Genomic DNA, 23905 nt, shown 5'->3' with positions numbered 1-23905 from the left:
CCAGCGATTCTGGCTCTACCAGCACCACCAAGCTTTTGATTTATTCCACATTTTTTTAAAGCATAGGGGCACGGAACCACATGCGTTTCACACTGCAGCGCGAAGCCTTTCTCAAGCCGTTGGCACAGGTCGTCAACGTGGTCGAACGCCGCCAGACCCTTCCGGTTCTGGCCAATTTCCTGGTGCAGGTGCAGAACGGCCAGCTGTCGCTGACCGGTACCGACCTGGAAGTGGAGATGGTGTCGCGGATCGCGGTTGAAGATGCCCAGGACGGCGAAACCACCATTCCCGCCCGCAAGCTGTTCGAGATCATCCGCGCCCTGCCTGATGGCAGCCGGATCACCGTCTCGCAGACCGGTGACAAGATCACCGTGCAGGCAGGACGCAGCCGCTTCACCCTGGCCACCCTGCCCTCCAACGACTTCCCGTCGGTGGACGAAGTGGAAGCCACCGAGCGCGTTGCGATCGGCGAAGCCACCCTGAAGGAGCTGATCGAGCGCACGGCGTTCGCGATGGCCCAGCAGGATGTGCGCTATTACCTCAACGGCCTGCTGTTCGACCTGCGCGGCGATGCCCTGCGCACCGTCGCTACCGATGGTCATCGCCTGGCCCTGTGCGAAACCGATCTGGCCAAGCCCAGCGGTTCCAAGCGCCAGATCATCGTGCCGCGCAAGGGCGTGACCGAACTGCAGCGCCTGCTGGAAAGCGGCGATCGCGAGATCGAGCTGGAAGTTGGCCGCAGCCACGTTCGTGTGAAGCGCGACGATGTCACCTTCACCTCCAAGCTGATCGATGGTCGCTTCCCGGATTACGAGGCAGTGATTCCGATCGGCGCCGACCGCGAAGTGAAGGTTGATCGCGAAGCACTCCGCGCCTCGCTGCAGCGTGCCGCGATCCTGTCCAACGAGAAGTACCGCGGCATCCGCGTCGAAGTCTCGCCGGGCAACCTGAAGATCAGCGCGCACAACCCGGAGCAGGAGGAGGCCCAGGAAGAAATCGAAGCCGACACCTCGGTCAGCGATCTGGCCATCGGCTTCAACGTGAACTACCTGCTGGATGCCCTCTCCGCCCTGCGCGACGAAGAAGTGATCATCCAGCTTCGCGACTCCAACTCCTCGGCGCTGGTGCGTGAATCGAGCAGTGAGAAGTCGCGTCATGTGGTGATGCCGCTGCGTCTCTGACAGCTGCGCCGTTCCACGTGGAACACATGGACGCCCGGGAATTCCCGGGCGTTTTTTTTTGTTCCACGTGGAGCATCGGTACGGGTACCCGCCCCTGTTGCCTGTTGGGCGAACCTGATTTCAATCCTGGTTCTGACGAAGGTGCATCAGAACCGGGAGGCATTGAACTCGCAAGCCGTCTCACGCACGACGTAGGTTGAAAATTCCTTGACGCCGTCAAACAGCGATCGCTCGTCCAGCTCTTTGCCTGGCCGTGCTGACTGCACTGTCCACAGCTCCCGTTCGCGGAATTTCGGGCCCTCCCTAGCTTCTAAATCTGGGTATAAATCAAAAGCTTGGTGGTGATGGTAGGGCCAGATTTCATGTAGAAGTAGGCTATGTTTTTGATTTAAAACAATTTTATAGGGCTGAAACCCCCTGTATATAGGCCATCAAGCCTGGGGGGGAACCTGTGGATAGTTTTGCAGCCAAGGAAAAAGGCCTTTTTTATCCACAGTTCGCCCACACCTTGTGTATAAGTCATACAGGCCCCCTGTGGATGGCGTGGAACGGATGCTTTGAATTTCTTGAAATCTGTGGAACCTGGCAGGACCACCGCCCCCAGATTTCAAGAAATTTTTGGAGTATTGACTGCCAGCCCAGCGCACTCCCAGGCCTTGTGTGCGTGTAACAGTCTCCGGATTGTTGAAATCTGGGCTCCTCAAGCCTTGGCCAGCTGCTGGATTTGAACGATCTCGGCCGCTGTCCGGTCGCCTGTCGCCGGCAGTCACGCCCCCGCCACGTGGAACACATGTTCTCCAACGTCGACAGGGCTCGCTGATGCCGGACCGTGTCCCGCCATGACGGCTGGCTTGACCAATGCAGTAAGCTGGATGATTCCCCGCCCCTCTACCGCCACGTGCGGATGGTCTGTCACATCCCATGCAGATTCGTCGTCTTGCCCTCCACCAGTTGCGTCGTTTCGATGCGGTGGAGCTGTCGCCCCAGCCAGGGGTGAATCTGCTTACCGGTGACAACGGCGCTGGCAAGACCAGCGTCCTTGAAGCGTTGCATTTGATGGCCTATGGGCGGAGTTTCCGCGGGCGGGTACGCGATGGCCTGGTCCGTCAGGGCCATGAAGCCCTGGACGTCTTCGTGGAATGGGACGAGCAACGCGGTGATCTGCCCCCGCAGCGGCGAAAAGCAGGGCTGCGGCACAGTGGGCAGGAGTGGAAGGGCCGTCTGGATGGCGAAGACGTGGCCCAGCTCGGCAACCTGTGTGCCGCTCTGGCGGTGGTCACCTTTGAACCAGGCAGCCATGCCTTGGTGAGTGGTGGTGGTGAACCGCGTCGGCGTTTCCTGGATTGGGGCCTGTTCCACGTGGAACCAGACTTCCTTTCCCTGTGGCGGCGCTATTCGCGGGCTCTGAAGCAGCGCAACGCCCTGCTCAAGCAAGGCGGGCCGTCTCGGATGCTCGATACCTGGGATCACGAGCTGGCCGAGGCGGGAGAGCCGCTGACCAGTCGTCGGCAGCACTACCTGGAGCGGCTGCAGTCCCGGACGATCGCCTTGGCCGAGGCATTGGCTCCTCAGCTGGGAATTGTGGGCATGAACCTGAGCCCCGGCTGGCGCCGAAGTGAGGTTCCACTGGCCGATGCACTGTTGCTGGCACGCGAACGCGACCGTCAGGCGGGTTACACCTCGCTGGGCCCGCACCGCGCAGACTGGAGCGTGGCGTTTCACAGCATTCCAGGTCGCGATGCGCTCTCGCGCGGCCAGGCCAAGCTCACCGCCCTCGCCTGTCTGCTGGCTCAGGCGGAGGATTACGCCGAGCAGCGTGGCGAGTGGCCCGTCATTGCGCTGGACGATCTGGCCTCGGAGCTGGATCGCACCCACCAGAGCCGGGTACTGCACCGTTTGTTGGCGGCGCCGGCGCAGATCTTCATCACCGCAACAGAAACGCCTGCGGCCCTGGAGACCCTGAGCAACATCGCCCGGTTCCACGTGGAACATGCACAGATCGTGGCTGTGCCATAGTGGGCACGGCAAGGCCGCTCAGCCCCGGCTGGTATAATTCAGGCTGCTATCCCTTCATTCTCGGCACATCGCTCAAAGCGGTGTCCGACCTGCGGAGCCTACGGCAAGCGCAATGACCGACGAACAGAACACCCCGGCAAACAACGGCAACTACGACGCCAACAGCATTACGGCCCTGGAAGGCCTGGAGGCTGTCCGCAAGCGCCCAGGCATGTACATCGGCGATGTACATGACGGCACCGGCCTGCATCACATGGTGTTCGAGGTCGTCGACAACTCGATCGACGAAGCCCTCGCCGGCCATGCCGACCACGTCTCGGTGACGATCCATGCCGACGGCTCGGTTGGAGTGTCCGACAACGGTCGCGGCATTCCGACGGGCAAGCACGAGCAGATGAGCAAAAAGCTCGACCGCGACGTGTCTGCTGCCGAAGTCGTGATGACGGTCCTGCACGCAGGCGGCAAGTTCGACGACAACAGCTACAAGGTTTCCGGCGGCCTGCACGGCGTGGGCGTCAGCGTGGTCAACGCGCTGTCGCAGAAGCTGGTCCTGGATATCTACCAGGGCGGTTTCCACTACCAGCAGGAATACGCCGACGGCGCAGCACTGCATCCGCTCAAGCAGGTCGGTCCCAGCACCAAGCGCGGTACGACCCTGCGCTTCTGGCCCTCGGTAAAGGCTTTCCACGACAACGTGGAATTCCACTACGACATCCTGGCCCGTCGCCTGCGCGAACTGTCCTTCCTCAATTCCGGCGTCAAGATCGTGCTGGTGGACGAGCGTGGTGATGGCCGCCGCGACGACTTCCATTACGAGGGTGGCATCCGCAGCTTCGTGGAGCATCTGGCGCAGCTGAAGACGCCGTTGCATCCGAACGTGATCTCGGTAAGCGGCGAATCCAACGGCATCACCGTGGAGGTGGCGTTGCAGTGGACCGACTCCTACCAGGAGACGATGTACTGCTTCACCAACAACATTCCGCAGAAGGACGGCGGTACCCACCTGGCCGGCTTCCGCGGCGCCTTGACCCGCGTGCTCAACAACTACATCGAGCAGAACGGCATCGCCAAGCAGGCCAAGATCAACCTGACCGGCGATGACATGCGCGAAGGCATGATCGCGGTATTGTCGGTGAAGGTGCCGGACCCGAGCTTCTCCAGCCAGACCAAGGAAAAGCTCGTCAGCTCGGATGTGCGCCCGGCCGTGGAAAGCGCGTTCGGCCAGCGCCTGGAAGAGTTCCTGCAGGAAAACCCGAACGAAGCCAAGGCCATCGCCGGCAAGATCGTCGACGCTGCCCGTGCCCGCGAAGCCGCGCGCAAGGCGCGTGACCTGACCCGCCGCAAGGGTGCGCTGGATATCGCCGGCCTGCCGGGCAAGCTGGCCGACTGCCAGGAAAAGGATCCGGCGCTGTCCGAACTGTTCATCGTCGAGGGTGACTCTGCAGGTGGTTCGGCCAAGCAGGGCCGCAACCGCAAGAACCAGGCCGTGCTGCCGCTGCGCGGCAAGATCCTCAACGTGGAACGTGCACGCTTCGACCGCATGCTGGCGTCCGACCAGGTGGGTACGCTGATCACCGCGCTGGGCACCGGTATCGGTCGCGACGAGTACAACCCGGACAAGCTGCGTTACCACAAGATCATCATCATGACCGACGCCGACGTCGACGGCGCGCACATCCGCACCCTGCTGCTGACGTTCTTCTACCGTCAGATGCCGGAGCTGATCGAGCGCGGTTATGTCTATATCGGCCTGCCGCCGCTGTACAAGATCAAGCAGGGCAAGCAGGAGCTGTACCTGAAGGACGATCCGGCGCTGGACAGCTATCTGGCCAGCAGCGCGGTGGAAAACGCTGGGCTGGTGCCGGCCGGCGGCGAGCCGCCGATCGATGGCGTGGCGCTGGAAAAGCTGCTGCTTGCCTACGCTGCCGCGCAGGACACGATCAACCGCAATACCCACCGTTACGATCGCAACCTGCTCGAAGCGCTGGTCGACTTCATGCCGTTGGAGCTGGAAAACCTGCGCAATGCAGGTCCTGGCGAAGGCCTGGACGCGCTGGCCAAGCACCTCAACCAAGGCAACCTCGGCAGCGCCCGTTTCACCCTGGAACTGCAGGAACCCAACGAGCAGCGTCCGGCTGCAGTGCTGGTCACGCGCAGCCACATGGGCGAACAGCACATCCAGGTGCTGCCGCTGTCTGCGCTGGAAAGCGGCGAACTGCGCGGCATCCACCAGGCAGCGCAGCTGCTGCACGGTCTGGTCCGCGAAGGCGCGGTCATCACCCGTGGCGCCAAGTCGATCGAGATCGACTCGTTCGCGCAGGCCCGCAACTGGCTGCTGGACGAAGCCAAGCGCGGCCGTCAGATCCAGCGATTCAAGGGTCTGGGTGAAATGAATCCGGAACAGCTGTGGGATACCACCGTGAATCCCGATACCCGTCGCCTGCTGCAGGTACGTATCGAAGACGCGGTGGCCGCTGACCAGATCTTCAGCACCCTGATGGGGGATGTGGTCGAGCCGCGTCGTGACTTCATCGAAGACAACGCGTTGAAGGTCGCCAACCTGGATATCTGACACAATCGGATCGTGGCCGGCGCGCGGGGAGGTGCGCCGGCTTTTGTCCCTTGATCGCAGGTAATCGATGTCCGCTTCCGCCCCGGTTTCCGCTCCGCCGCCGGTCCCGCCGGCAACCGCAGCCGCCCGCGCCTCCTCGCCGCTGGCAGGTTTTTTCATTGATCTGGGCATCGCCGCCGTCACCCTGTTCGGGTTGAGCCTGGTGAGTGGTCTGGTCTGGGGGCTCTACCGCGGCATCGTGGTGGGTTATGCCAGCGCCAAATCCGGCGGCGGCATGCCTGATACGGCAGCGGTCGCCCAGCAGCTCGGCCAACCCGGTGCGCTCGGGCAGATCCTGATGGCACTGGTCGCTACCGGCGGCGCAGCGCTGCTGGTGTATTTCTGGCGCCGACCGGCCAACGCTGCCGAACGCCAGCGTTCGCGGGACGCACTCCGTCGCCCCTCCACCTGGGGCTGGACGCTGCTGGTTGCCAGCGCGATCGTGATCGGCAGCAACGGTATCGCCTTCGTGGCCAAGCAGATGGGCATCGAGCCGGTGCCGACAAACCTCGAACTGATGCAGAACGCGGTTGCCCGTTTTCCGCTGTTCCTGACGTTGTTTGCCGTGGTGCTTGCACCCGCCTACGAAGAACTGCTGTTCCGCCGTGTCCTGTTCGGGCGTCTGTGGCAGGCCGGACGGCCGTGGCTGGGGATGATCCTGAGCAGCCTGGCGTTCGCGCTCATCCATGAAATTCCCGGTACCAGCGCCAATGGCCCGGCCGAGATCGCACAGCTGTGGCTGGTCTATGGCGGCATGGGCGCTGCATTCTGCTGGCTGTACCGCCGCACTGGCACCTTGTGGGCGGCGATCGCCGCACATGCACTGAACAACGCCGTGGCGCTTGCAGCCCTGGTGTTTTTCGGGGCAACGTAAGGCTCTGTCCGCTTGACGAAAGATTAAGCAGACCCGTTACACACTGGGCTTCTGAACACGGGGGTGGGTCCATGAAACAACTGCTGTTGGCCATCGTCATCACCACTCTGGTCAGCGCCTGCGCGACCACCACCTCGCCCACCGGGCGTCGGCAGATGGTGGGCGGCGTGTCGCAGGCACAGCTGGATCAGCTGGGTGCGCAGGCATTCGCTGAGACCAAGCAGAAAGAGAAGATCAGCAGCGACGGCCGCCAGAACGGCTACGTGCAATGCGTGGTCAATGCGCTCGTCGCACAGCTGCCGCCTCAGTACCGTGGCGTACGGTGGGAGACGGCGGTGTTCGTCGACAAGGAACCCAACGCCTTCGCCCTGCCCGGCGGCAAGGTCGGGGTCAACACCGGCATCTTCACCGTCGCCAAGAACCAGGATCAGCTGGCCGCAGTGATCGGCCATGAGATCGGCCACGTGATCGCCCGCCACCATGAAGAGCGCATCACCCGGCAGATGGGCGCGCAGACCGGATTGGCGGTGCTCGGGGCACTCGCGGGCGCGTATGGTGGCGAAGGCGCGGCCAGCACGGTCAACCAGCTCGGCGGGATGGGGGCGCAGACCGCGTTCCTGTTGCCCGGCTCACGCACCCAAGAGAGCGAGGCCGATGTGATCGGTCAGCGGTTGATGGCCGAGGCCGGATTCAACCCTGCCCAGGCGGTCGATCTGTGGCAGAACATGATGGCCGCCAGTGGCGGTCGCAGCCCGCAATGGTTGTCCACCCATCCCGATCCAGCCAATCGGATCAGGGAGTTGCAGCGTGATGTACCGGCGCTCGGCCCCGTCTACCAGCAGGCCCAGGCGGCCGGACGCCGTCCAAAGTGTGGCTGAGTGCGCAGATTCATGCTGTATTGCAGCACATAAAACGATTTCTCACGCCATCTGTTTCTGATACGTTTGGCGGCTCAGATTTTTCTGACAGTCCGACTTTGCCGCTACCGGCGGTTCGATCGAGGTGAACGATGATTTTCCGTAACCACAAAGCTGTGCTTTCCGTCCTCATCGCCACTGCCCTGACCGGCGCCGTGGTCACCGATGCGTTCGCGCAGTCCTCGCGTTCGTCCGAGCGTGGCAACCGTGGCGGCAAGCAGGCCAAGGCCGAAGTGCTGTTCCCGAACGCGACCCGCCAGGAACCGGCAGCGAAGTCGTCGGCCAAGCTGGGCAGCAAGCTGCAGAAGATGATTGACAGCTACAACAAGGAAAAGTTCCCGGAGACCCGCACGCTGGCCGACGAGATCCTGGCCAACGAAGGCGCCAACGAGTACGACAAGTCGCTGGCCGCGCAGCTCGCCTCCCAGGCGGCCTACCAGACCGACGACACCGCAGCCGCCATCGCCTACCTGAAGCAGGTGCTGCAGTTCAACGGCCTGGACAACAACGGCCACTTCCAGTCGATGCTGATGCTCGGCCAGCTGCAGATCCAGGAAGACAAGACCGCTGAAGGCCTGGCGACCCTGGACAAGTACTTCGCCGAGAGCAAGTCGACCAAGCCGGAAGAGCTGATCATCAAGGGCCAGGCGCTGTACCAGCTGGAGCGCTACCAGGAAGCGATCCCGGTGCTGAAGCAGGCCATCGCCGGCGCTGCCGAGCCGAAGGACAACTGGAACCAGCTGCTGATGGCCGCGCTGGCCGAAGCCGGCCAGACCGGTGAGGCCGTGCAGGCTGCCGAAGCACTGGCCGCCAAGAACCCGAATGACAAGAAAGCGCAGCTGAACCTGGCCAACATGTACATGCAGGCCGACCAGATGCCGAAGGCCGCCGCGGTGATGGACAAGCTGCGCAGCAGCGGTCAGCTCACCGAAGAGCGCGAGTACAAGCAGCTGTACTCGATCTATGCCAACACCGAGAACAAGGAAAAGGACGTCATCGCGGTCATCAACGAAGGGTTGCAGAAGGGCATCCTGAAGCCGGATTACCAGGTCTACCTGGCACTGGCCCAGTCCTACTACTACTCCGACCAGGTGCCGCAGGCGATCGATGCGTGGCAGAAGGCCGCCCCGCTCTCCAAGGACGGTGAGACCTACCTGAATCTGGCACGTGTTTTGCACAGTGAAGGTCGTGTCCCGGAGGCCAAGCAGGCCGCCCAGCAGGCGCTGGCGAAGGGCGTGAAGAACCAGGCTGATGCCAAGAAAATCATCAACCTGAAGTAAGTAGGAATAACGCCTGAACGCCTGCCCAGTTGATGCGCAAGCGCTCAGGATTGGTATAAGCTTGGAGGTTCCTGCGGTGTCATGCACCGCTGATCAGGGATCCCGCCCCCGGGATTCCGGCCCCACTATTGAGCTCTTGGCGCATGACGGAACAACTAGTCGTTCACCGGTACGAACAACCCGATGACTCGGGGCTGAGCTGGCCTCGCATCGTCGGTATCGCGTTTGTAATCGCCCTGCATCTGGCGGCCTTCATGATGCTCCTGATTCCCGCCGTGGCTCCCAAGGCCGTGACGGAGAAGGAGCGCAACGTCATGGTGACCATCGTCGACGCACCGCCGCCGCCGCCGCCACCGCCGCCGCCGCCGCCGCCGCAGGACACCCCGCCGCCGCCGGTGAAGAATCTGTCGCCGCCGAAGCCGTCGCCCGTCCCGCCGCCGCCGCAGGCGCCGGTCGTCGACGTGCCGGAACCGCGCGCGAACGATATCGTCACCCCGCCGTCGCCGCCGTCGCCGCCGGCACCGCCGACCTCGATCGAGGCCAGCGTGGACATCTCGTCGAAGGCCATGAATCCGCCGCGCTATCCGCCGGCCGCCTTCCGCGCTGGTATCCAGGGCGAAGTGATCCTGATCATTGATGTCGATGCCCAGGGCAACGTCACCAATGTCACGGTGGAAAAGTCCAGCCGTAACCGCGATCTGGACCGTGCTGCGATGGAAGCTGCCCGCAAGTGGCGTTTCAACGCCGCCGAAGCTGGCGGTAAGAAGGCTGCTGGCCGCGTCCGCGTCCCGGTCAACTTTGCGCTGAACTGATGCGCCCGGGTGGCCGCCTGGCCACCCTCGCCTCCAGTTCGATTGTTTAGCTTAGCTACACCCTTTATCACCACACACAACAAAGGTAAGCGTCATGCTGCAGGAAATTTTCATCGCCGCTGCTGCCGGGGGCAATCCGTCCAACGCCCTGTCGCAGATGGGCTTCGAGCATCTGATCCACGAAATGACCACCAAGCCGGGTGATTTCGCGGTTTCCTGGGTCGTGCTGCTGACCCTGGTCGTCATGTCCGCCATGTCCTGGTACTGGACCGTCATCAACATCTTCCGTGCTACCCGCCTGAAGAGCGCCGCTGATCGCGTCGTCAGCCTGTTCTGGGATACCCCGAACGCGCAGGACGCCATCCGTGCAATGGAAGAGCAGCCGGCTTCGGAGCCGTTCTCGAAGATCGCTCTGGACGCTGCCCAGGCTGCTGCGCACCACCAGCGTGCTGAAGGCGGCGCCGTCGGCGGCGTGGGTGAGAACCTGAGCCGTTCGGAGTTCGTCGACCGCGCTCTGCGCCAGGCCGTGACCCGCGAAAGCAACAAGCTGCAGTCGGGCATGACCCTGCTGGCCACCGTCGGTGCAACCGCTCCGTTCGTCGGTCTGCTGGGTACCGTGTGGGGCATCTACGGCGCGCTGATCAAGATCGGTGCCACCGGCTCCGCTTCGATCGACGCCGTTGCCGGCCCGGTGGGTGAAGCACTGATCATGACCGCCATCGGTCTGTTCGTCGCGATCCCGGCCGTGTTCGCCTTCAACTTCTTCAGCAAGATCAACAGCGCGACCATCAGCAAGTTCGATACCTTCGCGCACGACCTGCACGACTTCTTCGCCACCGGTTCGCGCGTCCGCTAATTGCGACGCGCTGTACCCGCGAGAACGTAGTCACCAAGATCTAGACGGAGCCCGTTATGGCTTTCAGTAGTGGTAACAGCGGCGGCCCCATGGCCGACATCAACGTTACGCCCCTCGTGGACGTGATGCTGGTGCTGCTGATCATCTTCATCATCACGGCGCCGCTGATGTCCCACAAGGTCAAGGTGGATCTGCCGGAGGCCAATCTGGTCCAGAAGCCGGACGACACCAACGACCGCAAGGGTCCCATCACCCTGGCAGTCAAGGAAGACGGTTCGATCTACTGGAACGACGAAGAGATCAACAAGCAGACTCTCGAGTCGCGCTTGGCGACCGCCGCCCAGCAGACCCCGCAGCCGCCGTTGAACCTGCGTGGTGACCGCACCACCAAGATGCGTGTCATCAACGAGATGACCAAGATCGCGCAGGAACAGGGCATGCTGGACGTCGGCTTCGTGGCGACCAAAGAGAAGGGGCAATAAGCCATGGCATTCAGTAGTGGTGGTGGCAAAGGCCCCATGGCAGACATCAACGTCACGCCCCTCGTGGACGTGATGCTGGTGCTGCTGATCATCTTCATCGTCACCGCGCCGATCATGACGTACCCGATCGCCGTGGACCTGCCGCAGCGCGTGCTCAACCCACCGCCGCAGCTGGTCGAACCGCCGCCGCCGATCGAGTTGAAGATCGACGCCAGCAACCAGGTCTCGTGGAACAACAGCCCGATCAACGCAAGCGAACTGCAGCAGCGGATGGAGCAGGAGGTCCAGCGTGACCCGACCAACCAGCCGGAACTGCGGATCGATGCCAGCCCGGATTCGGAGTACGACGTGATGGCCAAGGTTCTGGCCGCCGCGAAGAATGCTCAGATGAAGAAGATCGGCTTCGTGCAGCAGTAAATCGCTACACCGCAATACATCAGTCATGACGCGACTGCAGACGCCCCTGGAAACAGGGGCGTCTTTTTTTGAATGACATGCCTGCTCTTGGTAGGTGTCGACCTTGGTCGACACGTGGATCCACGCCATGCGTGGATGCGTCTTGCCGGGAACGCGTCTGGGAACAAATGCCGCTGACCGGTGCGTGTGCCCGCTATGATCGGCGGATGCTCGCCCTCTTCGATTCCGTGCGCCATTGGCTTGATGGCATCGCCCACCTGGGAACGATCCTGGCGGTGGCCTATCTGCTGTACCTGCTCGCCCTGACCGGCTGGATCATGCTGCAGAAGCGCGAGCCGGTGGCCACGCTGAGCTGGATCCTGTCGCTGGCGCTGCTGCCCTACCTCGGCCTCTTCATCTACTACCTGCTGGGGCCGCAGAAGGTGAAGCGGCAACGGCTGCGACGCGGTCGCGCGCGCTCGGGCATGGAGCACTACAGCGATGTCTGCCCACCCGATGCCGACTGCACCGAGCTGGCCAAGATCGCGCAGGCGACGACTGGGCTGGCGCCAAGCACCGCCACCGAAGTGACCTGGCTGGTCGACGGCGCAGCCACCTATGCTGCGCTGCTGGAAGCGGTGGCGCAGGCCCGTGACCATGTGCATCTGGAGTACTACATCTTCAATCCCGACCGCGCCGGCACCGCGTTGCGGGATGCCTTGCTGGAACGGGCGAGCGCCGGTGTGCAGGTACGGCTGCTGCTGGACGCGGTGGGCTCCTCCGCCGTGCGCCAGCGCTTCCTGCAGCCCCTGCTGGATGCCGGCGCGGACGTGGTCTGGTTCCATCCGCGGCAGCTGCTGAAGCCGTTCAAACGCCCCTGGTTGAACCTGCGCACGCACCGCAAGCTGGTGATCGTCGATGGCCGGCTGGCGTTCACCGGCGGCATCAATATCACCGACGACGAAGACGAAAGTCGCAACCCGAATGCCTATCGCGATCTGCACATGCGCCTGCGCGGGCACGTGGTGCGCAGCCTGCAGTTGGTGTTTGCCGAGGACTGGTTGTACGCCAGTGGCCAGGATCACTCGCGGTTCGACATCGCCCGGCTGTGGCCGAGCGATATGGCCCTGCGCGGCGACGGCGCGATCGACGCGCAGGTGCTGGTCTCCGGCCCGGATTCGGGATGGGAGACGATCCACAGACTGCATGTGGCCGCCATCCAGGAAGCACGTGAGCGGGTCTGGCTGGTGACGCCTTACTTCGTACCTGGCGAGGCGGCGCGGATGGCGCTGACGTCGGCGGCACTCGGCGGCCTGGACGTGCGCCTGCTGGTGCCGAAGATGAGCGACTCCTGGTTCGTCACCCAGGCCGCCCGCTCGTACTTCGACGAACTGCTGCATGCGGGAGTGAAGATCTACGAGTACGGTCCGCGCATGCTGCATACCAAGGCCTTCATCGCCGACGATGATGTCTGCATCGTTGGCAGCGCCAACTTCGACCACCGCAGCTTCCGCCTGAACTTCGAGCTGTCGATGATGATCAGCGACCGTGGCCGGGTGGCGGAACTGTCCCTGTTGCTGCAGTCCGAGTTCGAGCGTGCCACCCGCGTACACGACCAGGCAGGACGCTCGCTGTGGCTGCATCGGTTGCCCGAGGCCTTCGCGCGATTGGCCTCGCCGCTGCTGTGAGGCAGCGCTACACTGCGGCGGTGGCCCGGGGAGACTGACAATGTACTGGCTGTACCTGCTGCTGGCGCTGGGCTGCTTCGCCTTTGCGTTGAAAACACCGAACATGGGGCTGATGTCACTGGCCCTGCTGGGCGCCCTCGCCTTCCTGCTGGCGTGGGTGCGTGGCCGTTACGTCGCACGCTTTGGCGACCTTCAGCGCGATCCGGCGACACTGGTGGACAGCGACGAACTGCGGCGTCTGCGCGAACAGGCCAAGGTGACTCCGGCCGACGGCAGCGACCCTCCCTCTTACTCCCCGTAGTCCCGTTCCATGACCCAGCTCAGCGTCAACGTCAACAAGATCGCCGTCCTGCGCAACTCGCGTGGCGGTGCCGAACCGGACGTGGTGCGTGCCGCCCAGGCCTGCCTGGATGCAGGCGCGCATGGCATCACCGTGCACCCGCGGCCGGACCGCCGCCACATCACCGCCGAGGACGTGCTGGCACTGTCGGCGCTGACCCGTGCGCGGGGCGTCGAGTTCAACATCGAAGGCAACCCGTTCGCGCCGCCGCGTGAGGGCTACCCCGGGCTGCTGCCGCTGTGCGCGCAGACGCGCCCGGCACAGGCCACGCTGGTTCCCGATGGCGATGGCCAGATCACCTCCGACCATGGTTTCGACTTCGAGCGCGACGCGCAGCGACTGCGCCCGCTGGTGGCCGAACTGAAGGCGATGGGCTGCCGGGTGAGCCTGTTCGTGGATGCCGGCAACCCGCTGCTGGAACAGGCGGCCGAGGTCGGCGCCGACCGCATCGAGCTGTACACCGGCCCGTATGCCGAGGCCCATGCTGCTGGCGACGTACGGGCAATGCTTGAACTGTTTGCCACCGCCGCACGCCGTGCACAGGCCGTCGGCCTGGGTGTGAATGCCGGACACGACCTGTCGCAGGACAACCTGCGTGACTTCCTGGCCGATGTGCCGGAGGTGCTGGAGGTCTCGATCGGCCACGCGCTGATCGGCGAGGCGCTGTACGACGGCCTGGATGCCACGGTGAAGGGTTACCTGGCACTGCTGTAGCAGTGCATGGGACTTCCCCGGCAGATTGAAGCCGGAGGACGTGCGGCAGGTCGCCGTATTCCGGCCTGGCGTGCGTCCCTGTAGCCGATCTTCCCATCGCAGCTGTTGAGACACCCGTGGCCCATGCTGGCCTGCCGCGGCGATGGCGCGCGCCCGGTCGCAAGCCACGCAACCCTGTGGACAAGTCTGGGGTCAACGTGCGGTCCCATACGCCTCCGCCCCTACAGCTACGTGAATCCTGCCCGCTTGCGCCGCCTGTGGTTAGCAATAACACTAATATCTCGTAACGGCCGGAGGGCAACATGCAGCACCCCCCTCGCAACGCCCAGGCCGCCATCAAGGGCCGAGGTTCCACGTCCCACCTTGCCGGGCGCTTCGAAAGCACCGTCAGCGAGGCGGTGGACGACGGCTGGGCGATGGACGAGAGCGAAGAATTCCTCGCCCCTCGCCTGCGCACCGAAGTGCGTGCCGAGACCGCGCGCAGCATCATCAGCCGCAACAACTCGCCGGACGTTGGCTTCAGCCAGTCGGTGAATCCGTATCGAGGCTGCGAGCACGGTGCGAACGTGCCGTAAGTGCTCACGGCAATTATTTATATAAAACAATTACATACACGAGTTCTGATGAGCACTTTGCACACGGAATGCAGCCCGCGCCTCTCTGCCAGGGCCAATGGAACGACTCCTGGTTCGTGCCCGTACTTCGAAGAACCCAACCGAGCCGCCAGGCTCAACGGCGCCTACCATTGAAGGTGTGGATAACTCTGGGGGCAGTGGGACGTCGAATTCAGCTCAGTCCCTACAGCTACATGAATCCCCGCCAGTTGCACTGCCTGTGGTTAGCAATAATACTAATTGCTCGCTGAAGGGCTTGGGGGAGATATGGAACAAGACGCCCGCAAGGTCCAGGCGCCAATCAAAGGCCGAGGCTCCGCCTCACGCGTACCGAGCAGGTTCGATACGACAGCGACAGTCGGAATCGATGATGGCTGGGAATCAGTCTATGAAGATCTTCGCGAGATGCCCCCGCTGAGGACCGAGGTAACTGAAGAGCGGGCGAGGAGTGTGATCAGCCGGAACACTTCACCTGATGTTGGCTTCAGCGCATCGGTCAATCCCTACAGGGGATGTGAACATGGATGTGTCTACTGCTTCGCCAGACCCTCGCACGCTTACCTGAGCCTATCGCCGGGTTTGGACTTTGAGACGAAGCTCTTTGCCAAGACGAATGCCGCAGAGCGATTGCGTAGTGAGCTAAGCCGTCCGAGTTACAAATGTGCAGCAATCGCGCTAGGCATCAACACGGATGGTTACCAGCCTATCGAAAGGAGTTATCAGATTACCCGCCAATGCCTTGAGCTCCTGGCCGAGACGCGCCACCCTGTGAGCTTCGTCACCAAGAGTGCGCTGATCACCCGCGACATCAACCTGCTCGCAGCGATGGCGAAGGATCGTCTGGTCACGGTCTACTTCTCCGTGACCACACTTGATCGAAAGCTGTCAGCCAAGCTCGAGCCCAGGGCAGCGGCACCGCATGCGAGACTGAGGGCGATGGATGCACTGCATAGAGCCGGCGTTCCGGTCGGAGTACTGGTTGCCCCAGTAATTCCCCGCATCACTGACAACGAGCTCGAGGCGATCCTCGAAGCAGCTCATGCCCATGGAGCGCGGGCTGCAGGGTATGTGTTGCTGCGTCTACCCAACGAGATCAAGGAAATCTGGAAAGAATGGCTGGAGCTGCACTATCCGGATCGAGCGGAACATGTGCTGAGCCTGATGCGCCAACTGCATGGTGGGAAGGAATACGACTCCACTTTCGGAACGCGCATGCGTGGTACCGGGCCCTTCGCAGACCTCCTGGCGCAGCGTTTCAAGAAGGCACACCGGCAGCTTGGCTTCACAAAGCTCCCGCCTCTAAACACAGAACTATTCCAGCCTCCTAGGGAGTACTCCCCACAAGGCCAACTCTTCTAACGCCGAAAAAGAGCGATCGCTGCAGGCAACTAGGAACGAAACGGTCTCACGCCGTGAGACAGGCTGAGCCTAGCCTTCCCACGACGACGGAGAGCAAACCTATGAACTGGCTGAAGCTACTGCGCTTGTACTTCCCTGCCCTGCTGGCCGCTTTCTTGTCCTTGATCTGCGCGCTCATAGTGTCCTCGCTAAGCGGCAATAGCATGATCAGAGGGTTCTATCAGGCGATGATCTGGCTCCCAGTGGCCGGAATGGTTTGTGCCTTTATTCTCGGCGCTTGGACAACCTATCGCTTCAGGCAAGCTGAACTCGGACATGGTCCTATCTGCCCCTACTGTGGCGGCCCCCTTGGTCCCGAGAAACAAGGCCGATACAGCTTGCATCGCACATGTATGGCTTGCGGCAAGCATGCAAATGAGCGCCACTACCACTAACGGTAGGTAGAGGTCAAAGGACCTCGGACATGGTTGCCTACAGGCAAAAAATTTGAAGCGTTGCATGCTGCAGCACCGAGTCAGCTCCGCAGCGAGCGCACAAGCTGCGCACTGGCCTTGGAGAAAATGCGACGTGAGTCGCACAAACTTCGTTCTGTGAAATCGGTCTAAGAACTGCAGCGCATCCTTCCCTCTGAGCGTAACGCATTGAGTTCCCACAACTAACTGTTCGAAGATTGAGGCTGTCCGAGCGATCTCCGACAAGAATTTTTCCAGCCTTGAACTCGGAACAATGGTGCGACTATGTTCTCGCGCCATGACGATCTATGACGCTGAAATCCGGCGCGTAAAAGCACCCAAAGCAAAGGATCAATGCGCTGGGAAGCGCACACATTCAAAACGATCCGGAGATGACGGCATACCGCTATGCATACGATCTAAACAACAGCATCTCGCCTGTGACCTTTAGAAAGTTTGCGGCAAGTACGATACGTCGCCGCTGGTCAACATTGACCAAGGCCATCCGGTTCTGCCAGAGCCGTGGCTACCTGAAAAACCGCTTCGCTATCGTGGAGGTGCAGACGCCACAGGGCACGGCTCTCAACCTCGACGTTGGAGTGAAGCTTCCGGGTCTCAATGAGGCGGACGAACACGTTACCGCGCTGCACATAGACACACTCAATGGTGTGTTCGACCAGCTTGGCCCTACTCCCACCCATGTGGAGGACGGGGAACTCATCATCAGCGATGGCCTGACCGGCCCACGCCTCATGGCAGAGCTCTGCAGGCATGCTGGACTTAGAAGAGCAGAAGTCTGCGATCTGAAAGCTCAGACAGTCCTGAACGCGATCACGAATGGAAAGGACAACTTTGTTCAAGTCGCCATCCAGGTAATGGGTAAGGGATCGAAGAAGCGGAAGGTGCCAGTTCCCGTTTGGCTGCTCAACGCGCTCAAAAGATATGCCGTGGAGGAGAGAGCTCGCCTGCTTGGGGCGAGGACAGCCAGGCGCGGAATGGATCACGGCTTCCTCTTCGTTCAAAGGACCAAGAGCTCGCGCTACAAAGGCGAACCAGTCACTCCCGAAACACTCAATCGCGTTTTCGCCAGAGCGCGAGACGGGTATCTGAAGAAACTAGCAAGCGAAGACGATGTAGCTTATGAGCGTGCATCCCGCGAGCGAATCACGGTCCACGCGCTCCGGCACACGTTCGCCCTACACACCTATGTGGCGCGACAGATAGCTGGCGATCCAGACCCCATCAAGTACATCCAGCTGGTTCTCGGTCACGCCATGCGTCAGACCACTGAGTCCATCTACCTCCGAAGCTGCGAGGCCCACTACAGCGAGCTGGAGAGCGAGATCCTGCAAAGAATCAACGCCAGCATGAAATGAACACAGGCCTAAGCCCTCCGTGCAGTACCGCCACTCAGAGTACGAGTGGACACTCCTATCGCTGAACCAACTGAGATCTATGGCTGGTAAACGAATCTCTCACGCAAGGCACACTCCGCAGCAAGATTGCAAGCGCCAAGCCTCACCACAGCAGGATGCTCAGAGCACAACTGAGTATGGGTGGAGGGTTGATACTACCGATCAGAAGATGGTGGCGGTTTTCGATAGAGAAGCCGGCCTAGAGCCGAACATCGTGAACCTCACCCGCTGGAAGCAAATCGGCGCCGCAGCGCCAATCTTTGCCCAAGCCTACTGCCTCGCCTTTCGATACGACGCTAGGTCTACCAGAAGTAGTTCAGCAAACAACTTCATCAGCGGCTTCGTGAAATTTGCGCGGGAGAATCAAATAGAGATCAACTCCCCAGGCGACGTTCCCGAGGGCATCGGAAACGCCTTCGTCGAATTCCTCGATGCAACCGAGGAAGGCAAAAAGCGGTTCTCGATCAACACACAGCTGAACTATCACAAGACCTACAAGAAAGTGGCTGAGGCGCTACACAAGCTGGACTCGGCTTGGAAACGCCTATCAGTAGCTCACCAGCCGTTTGCCGGGAAACCGGCCGTCAGCATGCCCAAGGAAGACCCGACCGAAAGGCTTGGGGTGGTGATGACCGCAGCTGCCAAACAGGCGAAGGAGACCATGGATGATGTCTGGTCATCCCTACCCAGGCTGCATGAGGAGCTAGCGGCGCTGATGGACGGTGGAAAGCCGAGAACTTCCGGTCCCGAAGCGAAGGTAGCCTGGATACTCGATGAATTCGGCGGCAACTATCCGCTGCTCAAGACAGTCAGAACCCTGCCGGGCCTGAGGGACATGAAGGAGGATGAGTACTTCGAGCTACGCCGAATCGCCCATCCCATCGGCATTGACCTAGTGCCATTCTTTCTGCTGTTGAGCATGCACACGGGATTCAATGAGCAGACTCTGCGAGAGCTGACGTTGAGTGGGATTGTCCCCATCGAGTTCCTCGGAGAAGCCAGGCTTCTAATCAAATCGTCCAAAAGAAGGGCCGGCCCAAGCCAGATTGGCGCCCCGCAAAGGCGCGCCATTCCTGCCAGCGACTACGAGTTGGCACCCGAACGCCTTATCCAGTTCGTGAGAGATTGGACTGCTCGAATTCGAGGCTTCGCAATTCCTCAGATCCAAGATGACCTGTTCATGCACGTCACCTCTGAGGGTGGGAAGAACAATCGTCGCGGACTGCCGCGGATTCGTCGCCGCCGGTGCTCAAGAAGTGACTGGCGGCTCCTCGAATTGATGACCAAAGCACATATCGCTTGCGTCCCAAGCTCAGCTGAAGCCAGCCTTCTTCCTGCACGCGTAAGATCTCCTCGGCGTGCTGAATCCCGATTCGATGCTTGCGAAGCAGTGACACGAGATAGGCGGCAACTTCTCGGTCGGAGAGCTGACGCCAAAGCCACTGACGGTCGTGTGCTCCAAGCGAGGGGCACCAGGCTCTCAGTGCATGGGTTAGTGAAGCACCCAGATCGCCTGGCAGCCGACTGCTTTCCCGATAGCTCCAGCTTATAGGGTCGTAAAGAGAGCGCCTTGTAGAACCGTTTGACGAGCCCGTCTCAGCCAGAACACCCGCTGCCTTAAGGAATAGCAGCAGGTGCTGCGCAGTAGCTGGGTCAGCGGCTACAGGTGCGGAGATCGAAGTTGAGCGCTCAAGCGCACACCACGCGCATGCGTAGAACGGCCCAAGCGATACCAGTAGCGCATCGAGGTCTGGCCACGGGGAGATGAGGGTCTGTTGGTCACGTCCATAGATCACTCGATCCCCGGCACTTCAACCAGCTCCGATGCTAGCAAGCTGCCGGGAACCCGTCTACACAATTTTCATGTATCCGCTGCCTCGGCCATAGATTCCATTCCGCCCCTACAGGCGGACCCGATGGCTACTAAAACGATCTACCAAAGTGCGTACCTTCGGTTGGTCAGCCAGCTTCGCGAGCGACGTGAGTCGCTGGGGGTCAGTCAAGCCAAGCTGGCTTCCCATCTGGGATGGCCCCAGCAGAGAATTTCTTCGGTTGAGTCCGGCGCAAGGCGCTTGGATGTTCTGGAGTTCTGTCTCATCGCATCTGCCTTGGGGTTCTCCTCAACTGAGGTCTCTGAGCAAGTATCGAAGCTAGTGAAGAATGTCCGCGCCAGCCAGATTAAGGACAAGTAGTAGGTAGCGCGCAGTCGTCGCAGGGAATAAAAAAAATCCTATGATTGATAGGGTCTAGCTTAGCTGGACAGCTTACCTAGGCCGGCAAAAACATCGGTCCTGGAGTTGAGGTGGATATGGTTTAGTGGCGCGCAGGAGACTTGGTCGTTCCGTCTGATGGAACTGGGTCCTCCGCCCAATGATCACCTCAGTCAAGTATCCACAGTCGAGACCAAAGACATGACTAATGGAGCGCCATGGGCAACGTGCTGACGGATCGCGTGATCATTGGGACTATGGGCGAACTGCTCGTCCAAACCCGTCTGCTTCAGTATGGCGTTCAGGCAGCTCCGCCGATCAGGGACTCCGGCAATGATCTGATTGCGGTCAAGGGGGAAGCATTTCGAGGGGTCCAGGTCAAGACAACGACAGGTACGCGCATTAGCCGGGTATGCTTGCCGGCTCACTACCACATCGTCGCGCTGGTGTATCTGGAGGTTATCGATGGCGATGTGCTGCTAGATCAGTCAGATATATTCCTTGTGCCTCGTGATGTAGTAGATCAGAACTACGGACGTCTACCAGCTGATCTTGAGCTATTTCAAATCTCGCAACCTCATGTTGACGGCTTGTTCCAGCAGTCCCTCCAGTGAGCGCCCTTCAAGCTTTGCTGCAAACTAACCACTGCCCTACAAGCGACAATCGAAATGATGGGGGCCGCATAGATTCCAGATCATTGAGAACGTGTGAAGTGTCCGGACACCGGTGACGACTAGCTTGATCGCTTGGAGCGCCGCAGCGCGCTCACGCAATTCGCAATCGGCAGTCTGTCTGTCGAACAGGCTCTACGACAGGTGCTGGAAGGCTACGTCCACGGTCCAGTGACAACACCACTGTGACAAGAGCGCTAATTCTCAGAAAAAAGCTTACGTAAGCATTTGATTGTAAAGGAATAATGCGAGGCCGCGAGAAAAAGGGCCCGGCCACGTAGTGGAATGTTATAAATAGCGCTCTGTGACAGGAGTGCTCCAGCGTGTTAGCCGACCTCGTTAAGGCCATTGGTCCTTGTTTGAGCACTGAGCTCACCGAGTTCCTCGTCAGCAAGCGTGGCATGACGCCGGGCGCAGCTCGTCAACGTGTAAGCCGAGGCGATCCTAAAGTTAAGCGGTTGGCTCACTTGCCGTTCGCGCGGAAAGCGCGCTTTGTCTATCATCAGGACGACTACGCCTCCCCACGATACTGGGAGCGACTCTACGATGCCATCCACGCTGCGAACGGCCCGTACGCGCGAGCGCTGGGCGCTGTTCAGGCACGCGAGCTGGTGCCGGAGGCCCAGTTCCAGGCCGTGTGTGGAGCGCCACTTGCTCAGAAGAAGCACATATCAGCCACGACGCTACTACGGCGTCTGATCGACGCGAATGTTCTGGCAATAGCCAAGGTGCCAGGCCTAGGCATGTGCGTAATGTCGAAGAAGACGTACGAACTGCATCAACATCGGAGCTTCGATGATCTAGCCGCAGAGGTCCAGGCGCGCTTGGTTGCCGAAGGAATTCTCCTCGAAAGCGTCAAGGAGTGGCTACGCAGACTCGCCCTGGTCAGCTACAACAAGGTGCACACTAGGGGACCGCAGATGCCTCGTGTAGGAACGTTTGCGTGGGATCTAGCAGCGCCGAGCTATCTGACGTCAACGATCATGAGGCAGAAGGATAAGGGAGTAAGGCCCGGTTGGATGGTCTGCGATGTTCTGTTGATCGAAAGGGTTCAAGCTGCCCACATCGAACCATTCTTGCATAAGGTTCAATCAACCGAAGCTCTAAAGAACATCGGACGTACGATGTACATGCTTGTGGCCCATGGCTATGAGGCAGATGCATTCAAGGCATTGCGTGGGGCTGGGATCATTCCCGCCACCCCTGCCTCTCTCTTCGGCAAAGATGCTGCCGAAGGATTCCGAGAATTAGCCCATACACTGCAGAAGGCAGCTAAGGGTGTCGTTGATCCAGAGAAATTTGATCAGCTGTTCTCGAAGCTGGGCAAGCTCGAAGGGGCTGTTGGCAACATGAGAGGAGCCCTCTTCGAGTTGCTGGTAGCTGAGGTCGTGAGAAGGAAGGCAGGAGCTCAGGTAAAACTTAACAAAATCTGCAAAGGTGAAGATGGTATTGCCGAAGTAGACGTCTACACTGCCAATGAAGGTGTAGAGGCCATAATGATTGAATGCAAAGGAATCGCGCCAGGAACAAAAGTGGACGACGAAGAGGTTGGCCTTTGGCTTACTACTAGAATCAAGCGAGTCCGCCACCATCTTGAGCAGATCGGTTGGCCTGGGCCTCTCCCGAAGTTCGAGCTTTGGACCAGCGGAACCTTATCAGAAGAAGCCAGAACTCGAGTTGAGAAAACGAAGAATGCGAACGCAAGCAAGTTCGAGCTCAGAGTGCTTGAGGCCGGCGATCTGCGCGCGCGCGTTAAGGAGCTAAACGATGCACCGCTGCTGAAGACATTTGAGCAGCACTTTTTACCCCAAGCGGCAAGTTGACCAATTGTCGGACCGTCACCCGTTTCTTTAAAGATTGACATCGCGCCGAAATTTCAGAAAATTTATTTCGATGCCAAGATCCAGTTAGTCAAAATTAGTAGCCAACGTCTGGTTAGTGCGGTGCACTCAAAAATCTGAGATTTCCGGGCTCCTGCCTCGCTTCACGTGCGCTTCAATCAGCCAGCTTGGGGTGTAGACGCTTAGAGCGCTGGGGACCGGTTTCAGTCTAGAATTGCGTATGGCGCTGGCCTGAACCAGAGGACCAAGCGCAAATGGAGAAAGGGGGCGCTTAGTGGCAAAGGATAGGCGTAAGTATAACGACGCGGAGACCGCTGCCCTGCTAACCCAGGTCGGTAGCCGATGCCCTGTCTGCCACCAAAGTCTTTTCAACGAAAAGAATGGAAGACTCCACAAATCCTACGATCTCGCCCACATATATCCTCTGAACCCAACACCTGCAGAGAGGGTGGAGTTAGCTTCCGTAGAGCGACTCTCTGATGATGACAATCATGTAGACAATATGATCCCGCTCTGCGAGCGATGTCATCGAAGGTTCGACCATCCTAGGACCGAATCCGAGTACCAAGAGCTCTACGCGGTAAAGAAGGAGGCTATTCAGCTCGAACGTAGCCGCGAGATAGCCTCAAAGTATCCGCTCGAAAGTCATATCTCAAAGATTGTGGGAAGACTGCACAATCTACCGGCAAGTGAAGAGACGGGGGTACGTCTCTCCTACGACCCGAAAACTCTTGACCAGAAGCTGGACTCTGCCTTACCCAGGGTGACGAGAAACAAGGTCAGGTACGCAGTCGAGGACTACTTCGGCTACGTACAAACCGCACTTCTGGAAATCGAGCGGACTGATCCAGGTAGCTCAGATCAAATCCTTGCACAGGTTAGGTCGTACTACCTAACAATGAAGAAGCAGCAGTGGTCGCAGGCGAAGATCTTTCAGGGGCTGGTTCATTGGATATCACTCCGTTCGAACGCTGAGTCACTCGAGTCCGCAGAGGCTGTCGCATCATTCTTCATCCAGAACTGTGAGGTGTTCTGAGTGATTACACCTAACAAAGTTGTTCCGTATCAAGAGTCGGCGCTCGCGCATCTAGCGACCATCATTGACCGCATCCAGATCAAGCGGTCATTGGCTGATCTACTGCGAGACGTAGAGGGGAGCTTCGAGAGCATTGATCA

20 protein-coding genes and 1 pseudogene are annotated in these 23905 nt (G+C 60.3%); all 21 read left to right on the top strand.

Annotated features, from left to right (window positions below; genetic code table 11):
- Positions 1-80 precede the first annotated feature (80 nt).
- The 21 genes and pseudogenes from dnaN to H3005_RS12505 all read left to right on the top strand — a co-directional run bounded on the left by dnaN (position 81) and on the right by H3005_RS12505 (position 23765).
- On the top strand, positions 81-1181 hold the full coding sequence (gene dnaN / locus H3005_RS12605; protein ID WP_100554271.1) for a DNA polymerase III subunit beta: 1101 nt from the start codon (positions 81-83) through the stop codon (positions 1179-1181).
- Positions 1182-2102: 921 nt separating this feature from the next.
- The gene (gene recF, locus H3005_RS12600; protein WP_100554272.1) at positions 2103-3197 is read left to right on the top strand and encodes a DNA replication/repair protein RecF; all 1095 of its coding nucleotides are present in this window, start codon (positions 2103-2105) and stop codon (positions 3195-3197) included.
- Between the two features lie 112 nt (positions 3198-3309).
- Positions 3310-5769: a DNA topoisomerase (ATP-hydrolyzing) subunit B gene (gyrB, locus tag H3005_RS12595; RefSeq protein ID WP_191078318.1), complete on the top strand. Its 2460-nt coding sequence runs from the start codon at positions 3310-3312 to the stop codon at positions 5767-5769.
- 67 nt (positions 5770-5836) lie between these two features.
- Entirely contained in the window at positions 5837-6682 is an 846-nt protein-coding gene (locus H3005_RS12590; protein WP_191078317.1) for a CPBP family intramembrane glutamic endopeptidase, read from the top strand.
- Positions 6683-6753: 71 nt separating this feature from the next.
- Complete coding sequence (locus H3005_RS12585; protein ID WP_100554275.1) at positions 6754-7560, top strand: M48 family metallopeptidase; 807 nt, start codon at positions 6754-6756, stop codon at positions 7558-7560.
- Between the two features lie 131 nt (positions 7561-7691).
- Positions 7692-8879 carry a tetratricopeptide repeat protein gene (locus H3005_RS12580; RefSeq protein ID WP_099819422.1) on the top strand — a complete coding sequence of 396 codons (1188 nt, stop codon included), beginning with the start codon at positions 7692-7694 and terminating at the stop codon, positions 8877-8879.
- A 254-nt stretch (positions 8880-9133) separates the two neighbouring features.
- A complete protein-coding gene (locus H3005_RS12575; RefSeq protein WP_176429902.1) occupies positions 9134-9691 on the top strand; it encodes an energy transducer TonB in 558 nt (185 codons plus the stop codon).
- Positions 9692-9785: 94 nt separating this feature from the next.
- A complete protein-coding gene (gene exbB, locus H3005_RS12570) occupies positions 9786-10547 on the top strand; it encodes a TonB-system energizer ExbB (protein ID WP_025875552.1) in 762 nt (253 codons plus the stop codon).
- Between the two features lie 56 nt (positions 10548-10603).
- Positions 10604-11029: a biopolymer transporter ExbD gene (locus H3005_RS12565; protein ID WP_012509603.1), complete on the top strand. Its 426-nt coding sequence runs from the start codon at positions 10604-10606 to the stop codon at positions 11027-11029.
- A gap of 3 nt (positions 11030-11032) precedes the next feature.
- Positions 11033-11446 (top strand): biopolymer transporter ExbD, encoded by a 414-nt coding sequence (locus H3005_RS12560; RefSeq protein WP_004132666.1) that lies wholly within the window; start codon positions 11033-11035, stop codon positions 11444-11446.
- Between the two features lie 206 nt (positions 11447-11652).
- Positions 11653-13113 (top strand): cardiolipin synthase, encoded by a 1461-nt coding sequence (cls, locus tag H3005_RS12555; protein ID WP_100554508.1) that lies wholly within the window; start codon positions 11653-11655, stop codon positions 13111-13113.
- 40 nt (positions 13114-13153) lie between these two features.
- Positions 13154-13414 carry a hypothetical protein gene (locus H3005_RS12550; protein ID WP_100554276.1) on the top strand — a complete coding sequence of 87 codons (261 nt, stop codon included), beginning with the start codon at positions 13154-13156 and terminating at the stop codon, positions 13412-13414.
- A 9-nt stretch (positions 13415-13423) separates the two neighbouring features.
- Positions 13424-14167: a pyridoxine 5'-phosphate synthase gene (locus tag H3005_RS12545; RefSeq protein WP_100554277.1), complete on the top strand. Its 744-nt coding sequence runs from the start codon at positions 13424-13426 to the stop codon at positions 14165-14167.
- A gap of 302 nt (positions 14168-14469) precedes the next feature.
- A pseudogene (locus H3005_RS12540) lies at positions 14470-14727 on the top strand (hypothetical protein); the annotation flags it as partial.
- A gap of 321 nt (positions 14728-15048) precedes the next feature.
- The gene (locus tag H3005_RS12535) at positions 15049-16140 is read left to right on the top strand and encodes a PA0069 family radical SAM protein (RefSeq protein ID WP_019658807.1); all 1092 of its coding nucleotides are present in this window, start codon (positions 15049-15051) and stop codon (positions 16138-16140) included.
- Between the two features lie 844 nt (positions 16141-16984).
- Entirely contained in the window at positions 16985-17968 is a 984-nt protein-coding gene (locus H3005_RS12530; RefSeq protein ID WP_191078315.1) for a site-specific integrase, read from the top strand.
- 253 nt (positions 17969-18221) lie between these two features.
- Complete coding sequence (locus H3005_RS12525) at positions 18222-19559, top strand: hypothetical protein (protein ID WP_191078314.1); 1338 nt, start codon at positions 18222-18224, stop codon at positions 19557-19559.
- Positions 19560-19923: 364 nt separating this feature from the next.
- Positions 19924-20199, top strand: a complete 276-nt coding sequence (locus H3005_RS12520; protein ID WP_191078313.1) for a helix-turn-helix transcriptional regulator — start codon at positions 19924-19926, stop codon at positions 20197-20199.
- A gap of 236 nt (positions 20200-20435) precedes the next feature.
- A complete protein-coding gene (locus H3005_RS12515; protein WP_191078312.1) occupies positions 20436-20831 on the top strand; it encodes a hypothetical protein in 396 nt (131 codons plus the stop codon).
- A gap of 380 nt (positions 20832-21211) precedes the next feature.
- Positions 21212-22711, top strand: coding sequence for a hypothetical protein (locus H3005_RS12510; protein ID WP_191078311.1), 1500 nt, complete (start codon positions 21212-21214; stop codon positions 22709-22711).
- A 292-nt stretch (positions 22712-23003) separates the two neighbouring features.
- Positions 23004-23765, top strand: a complete 762-nt coding sequence (locus H3005_RS12505) for an ABC-three component system protein (RefSeq protein WP_191078310.1) — start codon at positions 23004-23006, stop codon at positions 23763-23765.
- The last annotated feature ends 140 nt before the right edge of the window (positions 23766-23905 follow it).

This window comes from Stenotrophomonas sp. Br8, from assembly GCF_014763005.1.
GTDB lineage: Bacteria > Pseudomonadota > Gammaproteobacteria > Xanthomonadales > Xanthomonadaceae > Stenotrophomonas > Stenotrophomonas lactitubi.
This window is presented reverse-complemented; position numbering and strand designations above follow the sequence as displayed.